Source organism: Novosphingobium sp. 18050 (assembly GCF_902706195.1).
GTDB lineage: Bacteria > Pseudomonadota > Alphaproteobacteria > Sphingomonadales > Sphingomonadaceae > Novosphingobium.
On record NZ_CACSJO010000029.1, the window covers coordinates 31,415 to 49,070 of the forward strand.

The 17,656-nt window shown below is 64.8% G+C and carries 10 protein-coding genes; 7 read left to right on the plus strand and 3 right to left on the minus strand.

Annotated elements, in window-relative coordinates; all coding sequences use genetic code 11:
* Nucleotides 1-7: 7 nt before the first annotated feature.
* The 3 genes from GVL61_RS20715 to GVL61_RS20725 are packed head-to-tail and all read left to right on the plus strand — an operon-like array spanning nt 8 to nt 3,167.
* Nucleotides 8-454: a hypothetical protein gene (locus tag GVL61_RS20715; protein ID WP_043975130.1), complete on the plus strand. Its 447-nt coding sequence runs from the start codon at nt 8-10 to the stop codon at nt 452-454.
* Complete coding sequence (locus GVL61_RS20720; protein ID WP_159982553.1) at nt 454-1,743, plus strand: hypothetical protein; 1,290 nt, start codon at nt 454-456, stop codon at nt 1,741-1,743. Before GVL61_RS20715 ends, GVL61_RS20720 begins: the two co-directional genes overlap by 1 nt.
* Nucleotides 1,740-3,167, plus strand: coding sequence for a peroxidase (locus GVL61_RS20725; protein ID WP_159982554.1), 1,428 nt, complete (start codon nt 1,740-1,742; stop codon nt 3,165-3,167). The genes GVL61_RS20720 and GVL61_RS20725 overlap by 4 nt, the downstream gene beginning before the upstream one ends.
* Before the next feature lie 12 nt (nt 3,168-3,179).
* On the opposite strand, the gene GVL61_RS20730 is transcribed toward GVL61_RS20725, so the two are convergent.
* Genes GVL61_RS20730 through GVL61_RS20740 form a run of 3 tightly spaced genes read right to left on the minus strand, consistent with a single transcriptional unit; the run spans nt 3,180 to nt 8,613 of the window.
* Nucleotides 3,180-4,352, minus strand: a complete 1,173-nt coding sequence (locus tag GVL61_RS20730; RefSeq protein ID WP_159982555.1) for a hypothetical protein — start codon at nt 4,350-4,352, stop codon at nt 3,180-3,182.
* Nucleotides 4,353-4,355: 3 nt separating this feature from the next.
* Nucleotides 4,356-6,149, minus strand: a complete 1,794-nt coding sequence (locus GVL61_RS20735; protein ID WP_200844896.1) for a GMC family oxidoreductase — start codon at nt 6,147-6,149, stop codon at nt 4,356-4,358.
* Nucleotides 6,150-6,159: 10 nt separating this feature from the next.
* Nucleotides 6,160-8,613, minus strand: a complete 2,454-nt coding sequence (locus tag GVL61_RS20740) for a hypothetical protein (RefSeq protein WP_159982556.1) — start codon at nt 8,611-8,613, stop codon at nt 6,160-6,162.
* Nucleotides 8,614-8,991: 378 nt separating this feature from the next.
* Here GVL61_RS20740 and GVL61_RS20745 point away from each other — a divergent pair, with 378 nt between their 5' ends.
* The 4 genes from GVL61_RS20745 to GVL61_RS20760 form a co-directional block, all read left to right on the plus strand.
* Nucleotides 8,992-10,464: a patatin-like phospholipase family protein gene (locus GVL61_RS20745; RefSeq protein ID WP_159982557.1), complete on the plus strand. Its 1,473-nt coding sequence runs from the start codon at nt 8,992-8,994 to the stop codon at nt 10,462-10,464.
* Between the two features lie 66 nt (nt 10,465-10,530).
* Nucleotides 10,531-11,745, plus strand: a complete 1,215-nt coding sequence (locus GVL61_RS20750) for a clostripain-related cysteine peptidase (RefSeq protein WP_159982558.1) — start codon at nt 10,531-10,533, stop codon at nt 11,743-11,745.
* Nucleotides 11,746-11,766: 21 nt separating this feature from the next.
* Nucleotides 11,767-16,035 (plus strand): hypothetical protein, encoded by a 4,269-nt coding sequence (locus GVL61_RS20755; RefSeq protein WP_159982559.1) that lies wholly within the window; start codon nt 11,767-11,769, stop codon nt 16,033-16,035.
* Nucleotides 16,036-16,044: 9 nt separating this feature from the next.
* Nucleotides 16,045-17,656, plus strand: a 1,612-nt coding sequence (locus GVL61_RS20760) for a hypothetical protein (protein ID WP_200845008.1), incomplete at its 3' end; no start/stop codon positions are given.

Below are 17,656 nucleotides of genomic sequence, written 5' to 3' on the forward strand. Positions count from 1 at the left end.
GGGCACTATGACGGGCACCGTCGTTTCGCAGTGGCTCAAGATGTCGCAGGCAGATCTGGACGCGCTGTTCTCTTCCCATGAGGCAGGACCGATCCCCGACGGAGAAGCCAAAGGCACCGCCATCATCGCCCCGGGAACCAGCTTTTCCGACGAGATCGCAGCGATCATCAACTTCTTCGCCTGGCAGGGTAAAGTATTCGACGCCAGGCACGGCTTCCTGCGCAATCATATCCTGCCACTGGGACTGAAGGCCATCGTCGCCAAGGTCTACAAAGGGGAAAGCTGGCTCGACACCAAGGAATGCATCGTCCTCGACTATTCGGACACCTCACTCCTGGCGTCGCGGGTACGGGACGAAATTCGCATGATCGAACCCGGCATCTACCTCGGCAAAGTGTACTGGGGCGAGAGGCGGCTGATCGATTTCGCCCTGGAGTTCGGCAATCAACAGTGATGCCACAAGCCACGGGGCAAGTGACGGGGCAGGCCCAGCTGTTCATAGCGGGGGTACTGCGACACGGCGCCATACCCGGACTTTCCGCGCTGCTTGCAACGATGAACGCCGCGCCGGGGCAGGCTGACCCCGCCAATTCGCTGGTGCCGTTCGGCCGGATCCCCTCGCTGCACGTCGCGCGTTTCGTCGTGTTGGAGGACCCGTCGCTGCCCGACCGGCTGATCGCCCCGACCCTTCCCGTCCAAGAGCCGACAAGGCTTGCCTTCATCGCCGACTTCGACGGTACACCGGATGCCCTGATCGCCGATCTCATAGCAATCACGGCGCCCGGACTGCGGCGCATTTTTGGCCATTGCAACGATTTCGGCGATGAGACCGATCTGCTGCAATGGCTGCGCGCGCATCGGGTTCGCTCCGCCGCCACTTACGTCAACTGGCGGGGCAGAAGCACGGCACAGGTGCGCGAGGAAGCGGCGCTCCACGAAGTGCTACGCACTGCACGGCTCGCCCACCCCCGCGCATCGCCGGAACAGTTGCTACCCATCCTTCATGAGGCGGGGGCAGCCATGACACTCAGCCCTGTCCCCGCGCCGCCATTAACGTGGCGCATAGGCGAGACCGCCCATTTCCTGCTGCTACCCGCTATCGCACTCATCCTCGCCCCCGTGCTGCTGCCGTTGGTTCCCTTTCTGGCAATCCTTCTGCGCTGGCGCGAAACCCGCGATCCGGTGATCGCGCCCCCTCCGTCGAGGGAGCGCAATCGCACTCTGTCGGCGCTGGAGGATCACGACATCACCAACCAGTACAGCGCCATCGGATCGCTCAAGCCGGGACTGTTCCGGCGCTGGCTGACCATCGCCATCCTATGGGTCATCGGCTGGGGCGCGCGGCATATCTTTGGCAAGGGGCGCCTGGCGCGCGTGAACACGATCCACTTCGCCTCGTGGACCTTCCTCGACGAAGGACGACGGGTGTTTTTCGCCAGCAACTACGACGGCAGCCGCGAGGCCTATAACGACGATTTCATCAACAAAGTCGCGTTCGGACTGAATCTCTCGTTCTCCAACGGCCTTGGCTATCCCCGCACCCGCTGGCTGATACTGGGCGGGGCACGCCACGAGCAGGATTTCAAGCGCTACCTGTTCCACCACCAGATACCCACGCAGGTCTGGTACAAGGCGATGCCCGGCCTCAGCACATACGACATGGCGCGCAATACCCGCATCAGGCACGGTTTCGAGAGCCCGCCGTCCGGGGCCGCGCTGCGCCGCTGGATCGCCGAGATATGAGCGCCGCCGCCACCGAAACAGGCGACATCCAGGCCATCGTTGATCGTGGCTTCGGATCACTGCGGGCGGCGCGTTACCTGCTGCTGCGCGTGATTGATCCCGCCGCTGCGCGCGCATGGCTGCGGAGCCTGACCGTGACCTCGCTGGCAGAAGCCAAGTCACACCGGGTATCGTGCGTCGACCAGATTGCGTTTACCGCAGCGGGTCTGCGCGCGCTGGGCTTCGCACCGGACGACATCCCCGGTTTCGCCCCGGAATTTCTGGACGGTATGGCCGGAGACGAACGCCGCTCGCACCGCCTGGGGGACGCAGGAGAAAACGCGCCGCAATATTGGAACTGGGGCGCAGGTGCAAAAGAGCCTCACGTTCTGCTGATCCTGTTATCCACCGAAGAGGCGATAGCGACCCGGGAAGCACAGATCGTCAACGCCCTGCCCTCGGCCGGCTGCACCCTGCTCGCCCTCAATCGCAGCAACGCCCATGTTGGCCACGAGCCTTTCGGTTTCGCCGATGGGGTATCGCAGCCGGTGCTGGACTGGGAGGGTACGCTGCGGCCCGGAGGGGTGCGTGACCGGGTCTACCGCAATCGCCTGGCCATGGGAGAGGTATTGCTGGGCTATCCCAACGAATATGGCTTCGTCGCCGACCATCCCACCAAAGCCGGGGTCGGCCGCAACGGCAGCTACCTCGTCTATCGCCAGCTGGAACAGGACGTTCGGGGGTTCTGGCAATGGCTGGCTCAGGTAGCCGGCCCCGGCGGCGCGGGAGATTTGGCGGCGCGCATGGTCGGCCGTACCATGGACGGCGCTCCGCTTGACGACCTGCCCGTGACGCCGGTCGAGGGAACCCAGGACCGCGACAACAGCTTCACCTTCGCCGCCGATCCTGACGGCATCGCCTGCCCCATCGGTGCGCACATCCGCCGCGCGAACCCGCGCAGCAGCGACGATCCTCAGGGCCGGCGGGGCTTTGTACGCGACTTGCTTTCATCGCTCGGGCTCAAGGGCACGGCGATCCACGATGCAGTCGCCGCCGCGCGCTTTCACCGTATCGTGCGGCGGGGACGACCCTATGGACCCGCAATCTCGCCCGCCGAGGCTATCACGGCCGCTGAAGGTGCCCCCCTTCTGCCCAGCGGCATCCATTTCATCTGCCTCAATGCGAACCTCGCGCGGCAATTCGAATTCGTGCAGGGGGCATGGATCGCCAGCCCCAGTTTCGCTGGACTAAGCGGAGAATCCGACCCTCTGCTCGGTCATCGTGGACCGGCCGACGGTAGCCTGGCAACCGATGCTTTCAGCCATGTGGACAGGCACGGCTGCCCGCGCCTGCTGGGCGGCGTGCCCCGGTTCGTCACGGTCAAGGGCGGCGCGTATTTCTTCCTGCCGGGGTTGAAAGGGCTCGCCGCCATACTTTCCGGTTGAGGAGCAAAGCTGCTAGAACCTCTCTGCCCCGGTCGGCTCGATGTGGGTTTCGCCGTTCTTGGCCTGACGATAACGCGACATCTCGTAATACATGCGCTTGCGGGCCCGGTTCTGATTTCCCAGAGGGCGATGATCGGCGAGGCAGTGCCACGGGTTGATGGTCAAGCGGCGCGCGAAAGCGAATTGCTCGGGCGACTGAAATTCCTGCTTCGGAATGGTGAGCGTCGCAACCGGAATACGCGGTGAACGGCGTGGGTCCCATAGTACGCCGTTCTGCTCGATCGGCATCAGAAACGGATCGTTCTGCAGGATGACGCGCATCTCGAAACGGGCCTCGCCGGCACGCAACCCTTCCGCCAGATTGTCGCGAATGTAATTGTCGGGCGGGCGCAGCGGCAGCCGGGGGATATGCGTCGATACCGGCGTCAGCGGGTGAAAACTGTATTGCATCGCCTGGCCCGGCCCCAGAAGATAGGGAACGCAGCTGAAGTATTCGTTCGCCAGTGGATTGGCGAGCGTGCGGTTCCACAGCGCCTGCATCAGAAAATCGCGGATATGCGTCCGCTTCGGGTTGAGGAAGTACCAGATGGGAAGATGGCGCCTGCTCCAGTACTGAAGAAAGGCATTCTCCCGTGAGTTCGGCGTGACGAACGTCACGGTGGTGACGGCGGTGAAGTCCTGGGTGTGCAGCTCGTCGTCCATCAGTTTGGGCCCGGGCACATCCATCAGCTTCAGCCCGATGCTGCCAAAACCAACGTCGTCGATGTCCGGCTCGACATGCGGACCCGGGTTGGAAAATCGGACCCATGCAGGATAACTCCGCTCGGCGGCGAAGATGCCGCGGCGTAGATGCTCGGGCAGATTCGGCAGCACGGTCAGTTCGCCATGGACGAGGCCGTGCGTCTTGGTATTGCCCGCACGTTCGTAGTTGCCGGGCGTGAAGTCTATATCGAGCTGGCGCTGCATTTCCGCCACCATCGTGTCCAGGCTCTGCTCCTCGTCCGGCCAGAGGCACTCCATCGCGAGCGGCGGCACGTCGCGGCTGCGGGTGAGGTTGATGGTCCAGTTGAAAAAGCGCGTCAGCGGCCAGCGCAGCACCGCGTCGAGCGCCGGGCGAACGAACGGGTCGATCCGCCGCTCGGCATGAAGGCCGGCTTCGAGCAGGCGGTGAAGCGGCGTGAGCATAGTTCAGCCTTTCCCCGCCGCGGCATCCGCCAGGATGTCCGCAGCGAGCTTTTCCGCGGCAAGGTAGATCGCAGCGACCAGGAACAGCCCCGGTATGCGCGGAAAGATCGAGGCATCAACCACGCGCAGGCGGCTGGTGCCGTGGACCCTTCCGCGTGCGTCCAGTACCGGGCCGATGGCCGCCGTGCCGCAGGCATGATGACCCCATGCGCGGGCGCGCACCCATTCCCGCAGGGCCTGCCCTTCGATATGCCGGCCGGGCACTTCCTCCTCGGCGATGGCGCCGCAGTCCACCAGCGGCCGGGTCAATTCGCGCGCCATCTCCAGCCCTTCGACCAGCGCATCGAGGTCGGCGTCTCCGTGCTCGGCGAAGTTGCGAAACCTGACCAGGGGTGGATCGCGAGGGTCGGCGGAAGCCAGATCGACCGATCCCGCCCGGTTGCCCGTCTGTCCCTTGAGCACTGCCCATGAAAAGCCGTCATGCCCGGGCCAGGTGTCCTGCGCATAGCGGGCGTAATAGCCCCGGAAGCGCCCGATCAGCCCCATCAGCACGAGGTCGGGATCACGGCCCTGCGCCCGCGACGACCGGCGCAGGGCCGTGATCGCGGCGCCGTTGGAAACGTACATGCCAAGGCGCCAGTACCGCCAGCGCCGGTAGGGCTTGTCGCCGCGTGAAAAGTCCGCGCCCCGCATCGACTTCCAGGGACTCGCCATGCGATTGACGATGGATATCTCGTACCGATCCTGCAAGTTACGGCCAACCTCGGGCAGGCTGATCCGGGGGGCGATAGCATGCGCGGCCATCCGGTCTGGGTCGCCGACGCCCGAGAGCATCAGCAGTTGCGGCGTGGCGAATGCCCCCGCCGCAATGATGACTTCATGCGAGGCGAATGCCGTCATCGGCCTGCCGTCTTCTTCGGAAGGTTCGGGACAGGCGCGGTACAGATGACGCCCCTTGGTCCAATCCACCCCCAATGCCCTGCCCGCGTCGTCAAGAATGATCCGCGTCGCCAGCGCGTCGGTCTGGATATCAAGGCGCTCGGGATGACGCGCGGCAACGCTGTTCAGGCGTTCGCGCGCGCCGGTCCGGGCATGGCGGTCGGTCGAGAGCGGCAGGTAGCAAAGTTGTTCGCTGCCGCCCCGGCGGACGTCGTTGGGATCACCCCAGTTCTGCCAGAACGCGCGCAGTCTGGCCCTCAGCCCCTTCCCCCTGCCCAGTTCGACCAGAGCGGCAAGGAATATCGCGCGGATCATGCCTGCGTCGACAATGGCCCGCAGCGGCAATGCCTTTTCGACCGGCAGCCAACCCCGCCAACCATGCCCGGTCGGGTCGATACCCAGCAGGGCGAGAAGGCGCCACAAGGGGCGATGGCGGCACTGTTCCACATTGCGGCGATGCCCGCGCATCGCGGCGGCAGACCAGCCCTCGTCTCCGGTTTGACGGGCCAGCCAGTCCCAGTCCTCATCGGGCGGCGGCAGGAAGATCATCGCGTTGTGAGCGGTACACCCGCCCAATGCACCCGCGCGCGGATAGAGGATATTGCCATCGGCATCGGCCTTGTCGTCGAGGCCCGCCTCTTGCGGGGCATCGAAATGCCGGACCTTCTGAGCCCAGGAGAACTGCGGATCCTCGCTTGCCAGCGGGTGGAAGGCGGGAACCTCGTAGTTCGCCTCGCCCCCCGGATCGGGTCCCGCTTCCAGCACCAGTACCCGCATACCCGCTTCCGCCAGCCGGGCCGCGACCGTGCCCCCGCCCGCGCCAGAGCCAACCACTACATAGTCGTAAGTGGCCTCCACCGGGCGCGGCCTAAAGCGATTTCAGATAGGAGATCAAAGCCCGCTTGTCTTCGTCTCCCAGCACCGGCTCAGGGCCAAAAGCGCGCTCATCGGCAGTCAGACCCTGCTGGTCGTTGAAGGTCGCCGTGCCGAAATAATGCCCCCGGTTGACGACGAAGTCGGGGCACTTGTTCAGCGCCATCAAATCCCCGCGCAAATCTGAAAAGTGAACGCGCAGAGCCGCATCGTCCGCCCCTTTCGGCACCGAGAGGATCGCGGCCTTCAGCTTTGCCAGCAGGATCAGGACCCGCCCGTAGTGCCGGGTGACCTCGGCCGGAGAACGGCTTTCGGCGAGCGGCTGCAGCGAAGCGAGCAGGTTCACCGGCATCCCCGCGGGGATCGGCCCCACTTCGATGTCGCCGTTGCTGTTGGTCAGCTGCGCCAGCGCCTTTTGCGCCTCGGCGTCCAGCTTGCCCGGCAGCTTGGGCAGGAAGCTGGACGGCACGAACAGGTAACTGCGCGCGGTCGTCCGGTCGATCACACCGCCGGCATTGGGCAAAACTTCATCGCGCGGCCGCTTCTCTGGCCAGAGCATCGCCTCGATCGAGCCGTCGAATACCGCCATTCGCCCACTCACCGAAGGATCGCCGTTGAACGGACCCACCGAATTGTTGAGCAGGAACGGCGCCGTGGACCACAACGAGATCAGCGACGGCACCCGCGTATAACCCCGCCCGCCTGCCGGCATCGCATAACTGAGCGCCGCCCCGGTAAAGGGGTCACGGTAGCTGGAGCGGCCGACGGAGGGCAGCGCCTTGTACGAACTCGACGAGAAATTGTCCCAGATGTTACCCGCCAGGGCATTGGTCGCCAGCGGACTGCACAAGTTCGTGCGCAGCAGCGTGACGGGGATACGCACGTCGGTGCTGAAGTAATTACCGCTCGCGAAGTCCGGGCGCGCCGCCAGCGTCTTCATCTTCTGCTGGAAATCGGGGCTCTGCGTCCATTTCCACCAAACCTTGAAACGCGTCATATATCCCGGCCCGGCACTGCCCGCGAGGCTGACGTCCGCAGGGGCCTGCGGCTGCTTGCTGGAATGGCAGCGCGCGCAGGTCACCGCGAAAACGTCTCGCCCGCGCGCGACCGCCTCAGGCGTGCCGAGATAAGCCGTGCCGCCCGGCGCATCGGCCAGTCGATCCGGCCGCGCGGCCTTGAGGAAGAACAGCGCGGTGTCGATCGTACCCTTTTCCGTCGCGCGCCAATAGGCGGAGTTCTTGCGCGCCACCGCAATGCGGATCGGCGTGATCGGTTTGCCGCCCACCACCGGGTTGAAATGGGTCAGCCATTCCTCGCTGTAGAGGCCGATGTTAAGGTATACCCGGTTCAGCGCACCCAGCGCGCCCACCGCATCCGAGCCGTCCTTGAGGACGTGCGGCGTCCAGACCTGATCCGGCGCCTCGAAGTAGCGGGTCAACGCAGTGCTGTTCGTGAACATGTTGAACTGCATATTGTCCCGCTCGCCCCCCTTCAGCGCCTCGTGGCCGAGCTGGCGGGCTGCTGTCAGCCTGTCACCCAGGCTGTAGACCGCGTTCATCGTCCGGGGGTTGTTGATGTTGTCGGTCGACACCAGCGAAGTATCCATGGCGCCCGGGCGAAAGGTCTTTACCAGCTGGTACATGTAGTTGCGCTCGTTCGGGTTCCAGAAGAACAGCCGGTCCACCCACATGTACTGCGCGCCGACGGTGGAATTGAGATCAGCGAACGTCGGGTTCTCGGGGTCCTTGGGTGGATGCACCGGGCTTGGACCGACGTGGCAGAAGCCGCAGCTCATGCCCACCCGGTAAGGCCTGACCAGCTTCGGGTCGTTATAATAGCGCGGATCTGCATAATAACGCGCGGCGCTCCAGCGGGCCTTCGCCTTCTCGTCGAAATCGGGATTGGGAAACAGCCGCAGGCCAAGGATGCCACTCGGCTCACCGTAATACGAACCCACCGGAACGGTCTTACCCCGCGCGCCGATTGCCACACCCGGATAGCGCGCGGCATCGGCGAAAGGATCGGGCGGGCAGGCTGGATCGCGCTCATCGCGCCACAGGCCGTAATTATCGGCCTTCGCGGGAGGCTTGAAGCAGGGTTCGTTCACCAGGCCGAGCTGATACCAGCGGTTACCCCTGCGGTTGGGCGTGCGCGGATCGGGCGCGACGATCTTGAGCAGGTCGAATCCGCCCAATGTCGGCTTCGACATACCATCCCAGAACCGGTCGTTGCCCCCGCTCCAGACGAGCCACATGTTGCGGCCGCGCACCTCGGCAGGTGTCAGCCGCACACCGTTGTCCATGTCCCTGAAATAGTCCTCGCCCGCCTGGACGAAGTGATCGTCGGACAGGCCGGCCTGAACGGCTTCGTCCTTTTCCCCCCTCGCACCGTGGCAGCCACCCATGGCGAGGAGCGCGAGCCCCGCGGAAATTCCTTTCCCAAGCGCCATGACATCCTCCCTCGACCGGCCAGCCCGGTCAGATCCCTGCGGAAACAATCTGTTATGGTTTTGGCGACGCTGCCACGGCCTTCGCAATCACGACCGACGGAGGCAGTGCCAATAGAACGAAATTTCTTATCAAACGTCAAGCAAGATCGAAAATTATTGACATTCAATATCGACAGATGTCTTTGTTTATCGAAGCTAAAGTCAAAAACTTATTTGATGCTTTGTTTACCTTGTCATTAAACAAGGGGGAGAGATCCTGTGGCGATATTTGTCATGGAATCCATATCGGGCAATTACCCAAGAAATAACAACTATCTCTTTCTTTTCGCGACCAGACTCATGCGAACCGTGGGCCGGTTGAAAGATGCGACAATATCCGTGCGCGGCGGCGTCCACGTCGCCATGGCAATGCTGCTTGCGGCACTCCCGGGATGTGCACAGGATGCCATCTTCACTCCGCAGGCGCATATGTGCGGTTTCGTGCGGCATACGCTGACGGTGGACCTGCCCTCTGCACAAGAGGATGCCGCATTTGCTTCCACTCCCGCCAATCCGCGCGCACCCGGCGCACGTGGCCCCGCCGAGACTTTGGCCAGCACTCTGCCGGCGGGCAGCTTCGGGGCGCAGCTGGACGCATCGCTCAACCGCCTGCCAGGCGGCGGGCGCGGCCCTGCCGGGGAAGCTCCAGCATTCCTGTTCCTCTCCGGCGGGAGCCTTCACGGTGCCTTCGGGGCCGGTTTCCTCGACGCATGGCGTCAGGCGCGTGAGCGCAGCGGCAAGGGTTTTCCGCAGTTTACGATGGTGACCGGGATCAGCACCGGCTCCATTCTTGCCACTTTTGCCTTTACCGGACAGACCGAAGATGCGGTGGCCGGATACAGCATCGTCGACGAAAGCGCCCTGCTGCGCCCCTATCTCAAGCCATCCGCATCAGGCGGCCTCGGCCTCAACGCGGGCATCGCGCTGGCCAAGCACGGCGCCGTCGCCGATCTTGAGCCGCTTCGGGAGCACCTTGGCAAATACCTGACCTACCGCACGATGGCCGCAGTGGCCGACGGGCGGCGGCAGGGGCGCACGCTATGGGTTGGCGCTGTCGATGTGGACACGGGCGATGCCGTCGCCTTCGACATGGTCGATATGGCGAACCGCTACATCGCCGCGCAGCCTCTGCCGCCCACGCCGCAGCAGCCGGAATCGAAGGACGCGGCTTTCCTGAAGGACTGCTACATTTCCGCGATCATAGCCTCATCCTCGGCCCCGATCGCAGCGGCCCCCGTGTTCCTCGACAACCGCATGTACGTAGATGGCGGCGCGCGCTTCGGCCTGTTCGGTGCCGAAATCGGCGCTGTGATCGACGACCGCCGCAAACGCTCGGCTCTGACCGGAGGCGCCGTCTCGGTGCCTGTCACGTATGCGATCATCAATGGCACGCTGGAGGTGTCAAAACCCGATACCTGCCCGAAAACCGATGACAGCCTGTGCAGCGCCGCCCAACCCACCGGCGGCCTCGAAGGGGCGCACGATCCCTGGACCTTCATCGCACTTGCCCTGCGCTCGGAGGAAATCCTCGCCAACCAGGTCTATCGCTTTTCCGCCCAGCGCATCGAGACGAAAGCGGGCGACTGTGAAGGCTGCTTCAACCTCGTGCGCATCCTCCCCGATGCCCAGACCCACGAATTCACCCTGGACGACGCCGCCCTGGGCAAGGGCACGATGACCTGCGCCGACTGGCGGCGCGAGGACCGGCGGTTGCTCAACCCGGTCCAGTTCTTCCCGCGCTACATGCGCTGCATCATCGATTACGGGCGGGGCCGCAAGGAAGCACAGCAATGGGCGGGCGCCGGGCCGTAACCGCGTACCGTTCCCAAGAATACCCGGGTCGCACCGAATGAACTATCCTCCAACCGGCAGGTAGACATGTCAGTGCAACCCTTTGCGATCCAGATGAAATCCCCCCGTTTCGCCATCATCGAACTGTTCGGCGGGGACAACAACCTGTCGAGTTACGTCGACACCGATCTCAACGAGATGCTGGACGGCTTGCCCGGCGACGGTCTGGTCATCGCTCTGACCGACCATTTCGGCAGCGCGGCCAAAGTCCTCGAACTTTCGCATGGGCGGCTGCGCACGCTTGAGGACTGGGACGAGATCGACACCGGCGATCCCGTCATCCTAACCAAGTTTCTGACCCGCGCGCTCGCCAGCGTCCCTGCCGATGTCCCGGTGGCGATCGGTTTCTGGGACCACGGCTCCGGCGTCTTCGACGAGGCCGATCCCGGCGCCGACATCGTGGCACGCGGACGCGCGGTAACGCCCCGCCGCCGCGCCCTACGCCAGCGTCCCCGCCGCCGCCTGTTCTGGGGGAGCCGTCCTGCCGATCAGCAGATCCGCGCGATGCTGCACGACGATACGAACGGCGGCCTGCTAACTACCCTGGAAGCCGGCAAGGTGCTGTCAGGCAGCCTCGCCGCCGCCGGTCGAAGCAAAGTGGAAATGATCTTCTCCGACACCTGCCTCAACGGCATGGTCGAGGTGCTGGCGGAATTCGACACGGTAGCCCGGGTCGTCACCGCTTCGGAAGACCTGGAGCCGGGGGATGGCTGGGATTATCATCGCTGGCTGGGCGGATTGGCAAGCGGCCCGGTGGACGGGCAACGACTGGCGCAAAGCGCTGTCGCTGCCTTCGAGCAATCCTACCTTTCGCGGCCCGAACTGTTTCCCTGCACGCTGGGCGCCTTCACCGCCTCGGGCGCTATCGTCGCCGCCTTCAAGGCACTGATTGCCGCCGCGCAGCCGCTGGGGGAAGCCGGTTTCATCTCCCTCGATACCGCGCGTCGCCGCAGCCAGTCCTTCGACATCAAGGACAGCTACGACCTCATCGACTTTGCCCAGAACCTGACGGTTATCGGGCAAGATCCAGTCCTTCGCGGCGCAGCAGGGGTGCTGGAACAGGCCACCACCGCCGCACGCATCGCCCACTGCGCGCTAGGGCCAAGTGTCACCCGGTCTCAGGGGCTGGCCTTCTGGTTTCCCTCGTCGCGGGGCGAATGGTTCAACACGTCCGCCACCTATTCCGCACTCTACTTCGACCGAACAACCGGCTGGGCCCGCTACTTGCGAGAGTTCCTGTGATGCACATCAGGGGCTGACACGATGCTGGAGAAGATCTCCTCCGCACCTGCGACCCGAACGGTGGCTTTGCTCATCTCGACCTGCCTCGTCGTCGTCCTGCTTTTCGGACTGCTGTTCGTGCAGGCCCGCTCCGACCTCACGCTCCGGCGCCAGCAGGCGGATTTTGGCGCGGTGCAGCGGATCGCGCATCAGCTTCACGATCTTGGCGACGTGGTCACTGAAAGGGTTTCGCCCGAAGGCAGGCAGGACATCGGCGAAAGCCGAACCGAGCGGTTCCAGATCGAAGTTGCCAAGCCCACCGATCCCGCCGCCGACTGGTGTGCGAGCGCGATGACGACAGCATCCCCGCTTCGCCTCGGCGCAGAGGGCACCCAGGCACGTGATCGCAAGCTGCGGATCATGGCGGTAAGCAAGGGCACTCCGCTCTGCGCCCGCGCGTCGTTTGGCACGCTACTGGGAGACAAGTCCCGGGACGACGGCCCGCGCGATCTGGCCATCGAAGGGCCGGACGGCACTGTCCTGATGGTCCTGCGCGGGGATGGCGACTGGCCGGACAAGCCTTTGGCGGCGGCCTTGGTCGCATCCGGAAGCGCAAGTGCAAAGGACGAAGGCGGGGTAAAGCTGGCCGATGCGGCCAAGCGGGATGGCGCCATTCCGATCGTATTCGCGGGTATCGAAAGGTTGCTCTACGCATGGCCACTGGACCTCGGTCGCCCGGTCACCATCACCCGCGAAGGCCAGCCCGACGTCGTTTGCCTGCCCCGCCAGTGCCGCATCGACGCATTAGGTGAACCGCCCAGCGTGAATGCGGCGCTGGGCAGTCTCAGCCCGTTCACCAAGGCGGTGTTCGGCTTTGCCGTCGTCCTGCTGCTTTTGCTGGTGCCGCTTATCAAGCTGGCCTCGATCGACCCCAATGGCTCGCTGAGCTGGGTCGACGTCATCGGCGTCATGGCTGCCGTCCCTCTGATCGTCGCGACGCTGGTGACCGCCTGCATGGTGGTGCTGGCCTGGACCGACCTGCGGCGAGACAGCGACGTGATGGCGCGCACACTTTCGGTAGCGACGGCCCGCGACCTGGACCGGGAAATCGATGACAGCCTGAAGGCCTTGCAAAGCCACGCCGGAGAACTGGGAGCCGGACGCGATGCCCCCTACCCCCCGCCCTCGCCGTTGCTCGATGCCGCGAAAGCCGGCAAGCCGCCGCCCGCCGGAAAGGACCAGGCTGCCCTGCGCGAACCGGGACCGCTGCCGCTGCTGATCGTGCAACTGCGACAAGCAGAGGACGGGCAGGTTCTCAACGCGGCAGGGGCCAGCAACCATCCGCCGCAGGCCGACATCAGCAAGCGGCGCTATTTCGTCCGTCTGCGCAGCGGCGATACCCTGCCCTGCGATCCGAAGGCTGCGGCGGACCTGCCGGTTCTTACACCAACGGCGAAGCCGCCTTCGGGCCTTCCAGCCATCATCAGGAAGCCCCACTGCGATTCGGGCTGGACCTACGTCATCGACCAGGTTCCCGCCGCCAACAACGGCAACTCGCGCATGGTCGCACTGCTGGCGGACCCTCTTTCGCGCGGTGGCTTCCTCATGGCAGGCAAGCCGCTGGCCTCTACGATGGACGTGCCGATGCCCGCCGATTTCGGGTTTGCGGTGATCGACCCCGTCAGCCTCGAAGTCCTGCACCACTCCGACCCCACCCGCGAACATAGCGAGAGTTTCGACCAGCAACTAGACACGGTGACCGAGTTGAAACGCGCCGCGCAGGCACTGGGCGCACGCTGCGATGCCGCCGCGATGGGCGCGCCGTCACCGGCCCCGACCCTTGCCTTCAGCGCCCTGTATGGGGGCCGAAAAGTACGGATGACCTTCGGCGCGGCCTGTTCGCCGCGCTGGCTGGTCGCGGTGTGGTACGACAAGACGAGACTGGAGAACCTCGCCTTGGCACCCGCTTATCTGGCCGGGACGATGATGCTCGCGGTGGGGATACTGCTGGCCATCGCTATGACGCTGGCGGCGATGGTGGACCGCGCCGCGCTCGTCCGACGGCTCTGGCCCGACCCCGATCCTGCGCTGGATGCCGCCCGCAAGCAATGGCTGGACCGGACAATGCTGCCGCATATCCTGCTTGGCCTGCTCATGCTGGCGGGGCTGTTCACGGCATCGGGCGATGCCATGCTGCTGCACGGGTTGCTTGGCAGCTTTGTGCTGACCATGCTGTTCGCCAAGCCGCAGGCCAATGGGGGTTGGCATCGCGGGATGCGGCGTCTGGCCGGCGCAGCTCTGGCCGGGTTCGCCTGCATCGCACTGGTCGCCGCCGCCTGCATGCTCACGGCCGGGCAGCCGCCGTGGCGGATCGTGCTCCACGGGCTACTTCTGGTCGCCATCGCCTTGCTCGCGACCGACGGCTGGCGCCGGCGCTACTATGTTCAGGCGCTGCTCGAAGCCGCGGTGAACCGGCACTCGGCCGGGCCCCGGCACCGCAAGGGCAACCGGTTGGCATCCGTCACGCACCGGCTGCGCCGCGTCCTGCGCCTGCAGGCGATCACGCTGTACCTTCTGGCGGTGATCCCCCCGATAGCCGCCTACTGCGCCGGTGCGGGAGTGGTGCGGGCCGACCGCGCCCCGCAGAACATGCTGCGTCTGGACGATGCCAGAGAGGCGGGCAACAAGGCGATAAGCGCGCTCCAACGCAGCCTCTATCCATGCGCCCCGCGTGAAAACGGCACCGCCGCCGCGCCATGTGGCCCGGCCCCTGCGCGCTTCGCCCCGCACCTGTTCGTCGAAGCGACGCTGCTGGAACGCTACCGGCACGATCTTGGCGCACTATCGCCTTTGGCCGCACCGATCCTCTATCTGTGGAGCCCGCGCCAGCAGGACAGCCTGGGTTCGGTCAGGGAACCGGAAGCCGCTGCCGCAGCCTCGCTGAGCAATGTCCGGGCAGCTGCGCAGGAAACCGGCGAGGAATTCCCGCCCAACCTGCCGGGAAGGCTGGCGATCCTTATCGGCGACATCCTTTTCGTTCTGGCTGCGGCAGTTGCGGCGGTCTACGCCGTCTACCGGCTGCTGCTCCTGCTTGCCAACAGTCTGTTCGGGTTGCAGCATTTCGCCTTCCGCGCCTTGCACCCGCCGCATTCGCCCAGCCAGATCCGCGAGATGTGGACAAGCAACAGCGCCACCGAACCGGTCAAGGCGGTCTTCATCGATTACCCCTATCGCCAGTTCACCGACCTGCAGACAGAGCTTTCGCGAGGCCGCGGCTTCGAGTTGTTCGACCTGGCCATCGAACGCGACCGACTGGGCGACAAGACGATGGCACTCCTCACCGTCAAATCCTGGGTCGTCACCGGGTTCGAAAGCATCGTCGCCAACCGCCAGCTAAGGCTGAAGACGCTGAGTCTGCTGGAACAGCTCACCGCCCGGCCGGAGGCGAACATCTTCTTCTTCGCCCAGACCCTGCCACTGGTACGCCTGCGCCAGACCCGAGAACGCGAAAAGCGCGAGGCCGAGGCGGCAGGGTTGGCAGGCGTGATGAACGAGAGCGAGTCCTACCGCTGGGCGGAGCTGTTCTCCGAATTCATCACCTATACCTGGAACGAGAACATGGCCGCCCCGGTGCAAAGCCGGAGCGAAGGCGACAGCAACCTCGACCGCCTGCTCGCGCAGATCGGCTCGGGCGATGTGGCGGCCAACGTCAGAAAGTGGGCGGGCGCCAATCCCGGCGTCGCCCAGGTGATCGCGGACGAGATGATCCGCATCCCTTCCGACCGCATTCAGGACCAGATCAAATCGTTCAGCTTCACCGCGAACCAGACCGCCACCAGTCTGTCGTGCGTTTATGTCGAGCAGATCCATGAATACATGGCGAATTTCCTGGGCGACTATTACCAGGGCCAGTGGGTGCGATGTTCCAAGCAGGAACATCTGGTGATGTACCATCTGGCCCACGATAAGTTCATCAACACCAGCAACTTTTCCGTCATCAATGGACTGCTCGCCCGGCGCCTGGTGCGGACCGACCCGAACTTCCAGCTCATGAACGAAAGCTTCGGCCACTGGGTCCGCACGCTGGAGCACCCGGACTGGTTCGACCAGTTCCGCCGAGAAGCGGAGGCGGGCGGCACATGGAGCCTTCTTCGCCTGCCGCTGCTGCTGCTGGTCGCGGCGGGGTCGCTGCTGATTACTTACCTCAACCACGACACTTCCGCGTCGATCCTCACCCTGATCCCCGGCGCGGCCGCCACCATGCCCCTGCTCTTGTCACGCCTCAACCGGCAGCAGCCGGCCACTGCATAGGAGAATGCCATGTCGATGAAAGCCACCGATGGCGCGAAGTGGATCACCGTGAAGAAGGTGCAGGGCAACATCCCCGCCGCCGAATTCATCGACCTCTATCGCGGGCAGAACGACGCATCGGAAGCAGCTCCGGATGCGGATGCGGCTTCGAATGCGGGCCACTCGCTCAGCCACTATCTGCTTACCGGCGACGGTACACTGATCGCCAGCCGGCGCGCGATCACCGGCAAGGAACCCGTCGAATTGCTGGCGTTGCTGGATGCCGGCGCGGGAGAGGAACTGAACCCCGCGCAGCACAAGGTCCTCGGCGACCTCGACAGCTTCCTCGGTGCCTGGAACAAGGATGCCGCCGCCCCGCTGCCCCCCTTTCTGAAGGCGGTGGAAGGCAGTCCCAGTCGCTACCGACCCGCCGACACCCGTCGTACCGTGCCGCGGCAGGCCCCGCCGCCGCCGCCGGCACCGTCATGGCCGCCCTACCTCGATCCGGGGCCGTTCAGCGGCTCGCCCGAGCAACTGCGCGCGCTGGCGCCGCATATCATTAACTTGCGCAAGGGGCGCCTGTCTGACGACGGCATCGCGACCACCTCCCCGGCCGACCTCGACCGCATCGTCGCCAGCATTGCCGAAAAGTGCAAGGTCGGAGGCTACAGGCTGATGCTCTATGCCCACGGCGGGCTGACGAACGAACGCTACGGCCTGGCGATGGCCTGGGCCTATCATCGCTGGTGGCCGGCCCACGGCGTCTATCCGCTGTTCTTCGTGTGGGAGACGGGCGGACTGGAAACCTTCTGGCAGATCCTCGACAGCGACCAGCAGCGCGGCCGGGCGATGTCGCGCGATATCTGGGATCATACCGCCGACCTTGTGGTCGAACGGCTGGGTGCCAAAGTCGGCAGCCTGCTCTGGCGCGCGATGAAGGACAGCGCCGAGCGCGCCAGCGATGCGAACGGCGGCGCCCACCTGTTCGTCGAGAAGCTGGCCGCGAAGTGGACCCAGCCGGGTGAGATATTCGCCATCGGCCACAGCGCCGGCTCGATCTTCCACGCCCATCTTCTCCCACTGCTCTGCGCGAAGAAACTTCCGGTGAAACAGCTTCATTTCCTGGCCCCGGCAGTGACCAACGCTCTGTTCGACGCACAGTTGGCGCCGCTGATCGGCAGCAGAATTGAGGAAGCCCTGATGTTCGGCCTCTCACGCGAGGCCGAACGCGCGGACAACTGCGCCGGAGTCTACCACAAGTCGCTGCTCTACCTGGTATCCCGCGCCTTCGAGGAAAAAGTCGATACACCGATCCTTGGCATGGAGGACTTCCAGCGCGGCGATGCAAAAGTAGAGAAAGCATTCGGCAAATATATCTTCCTCTCGCCAACGGAACCCTCGGCGCCGCTGGACAGCGCTTCCACGTCGCGGACCCACGGCGGCTTCGACAACGATGCGCCGACCATGGAAAGCGTGCTCAGGCGAATGCTTCGTATACCGGCGACCATGCAGGTAACCCCGCCGTTTCCAGGCGGCGAACCGCGTCTGGCCCGGGCGATCTCCGAACCCAACTATTACGGTGTCCCGCAGGAGCTTTTCCGCACGGGCCCCGCCGCGCCCCTGCCTCCGGTCGATACTGCGG

Excerpts from the sequence above, each read along its gene's own strand:
- GVL61_RS20755 (WP_159982559.1), top strand. The coding sequence starts at position 11,767 with ATGCTGGAGAAGATCTCCTCCGCACCTGCGACCCGAACGGTGGCTTTG.
- GVL61_RS20725 (WP_159982554.1), top strand. The coding sequence starts at position 1,740 with ATGAGCGCCGCCGCCACCGAAACAGGCGACATCCAGGCCATCGTTGAT.
- GVL61_RS20730 (WP_159982555.1), bottom strand. The coding sequence starts at position 4,352 with ATGCTCACGCCGCTTCACCGCCTGCTCGAAGCCGGCCTTCATGCCGAG.
- GVL61_RS20740 (WP_159982556.1), bottom strand. The coding sequence starts at position 8,613 with ATGGCGCTTGGGAAAGGAATTTCCGCGGGGCTCGCGCTCCTCGCCATG.
- GVL61_RS20715 (WP_043975130.1), top strand. The coding sequence starts at position 8 with ATGACGGGCACCGTCGTTTCGCAGTGGCTCAAGATGTCGCAGGCAGAT.
- GVL61_RS20720 (WP_159982553.1), top strand. The coding sequence starts at position 454 with ATGCCACAAGCCACGGGGCAAGTGACGGGGCAGGCCCAGCTGTTCATA.
- GVL61_RS20750 (WP_159982558.1), top strand. The coding sequence starts at position 10,531 with ATGTCAGTGCAACCCTTTGCGATCCAGATGAAATCCCCCCGTTTCGCC.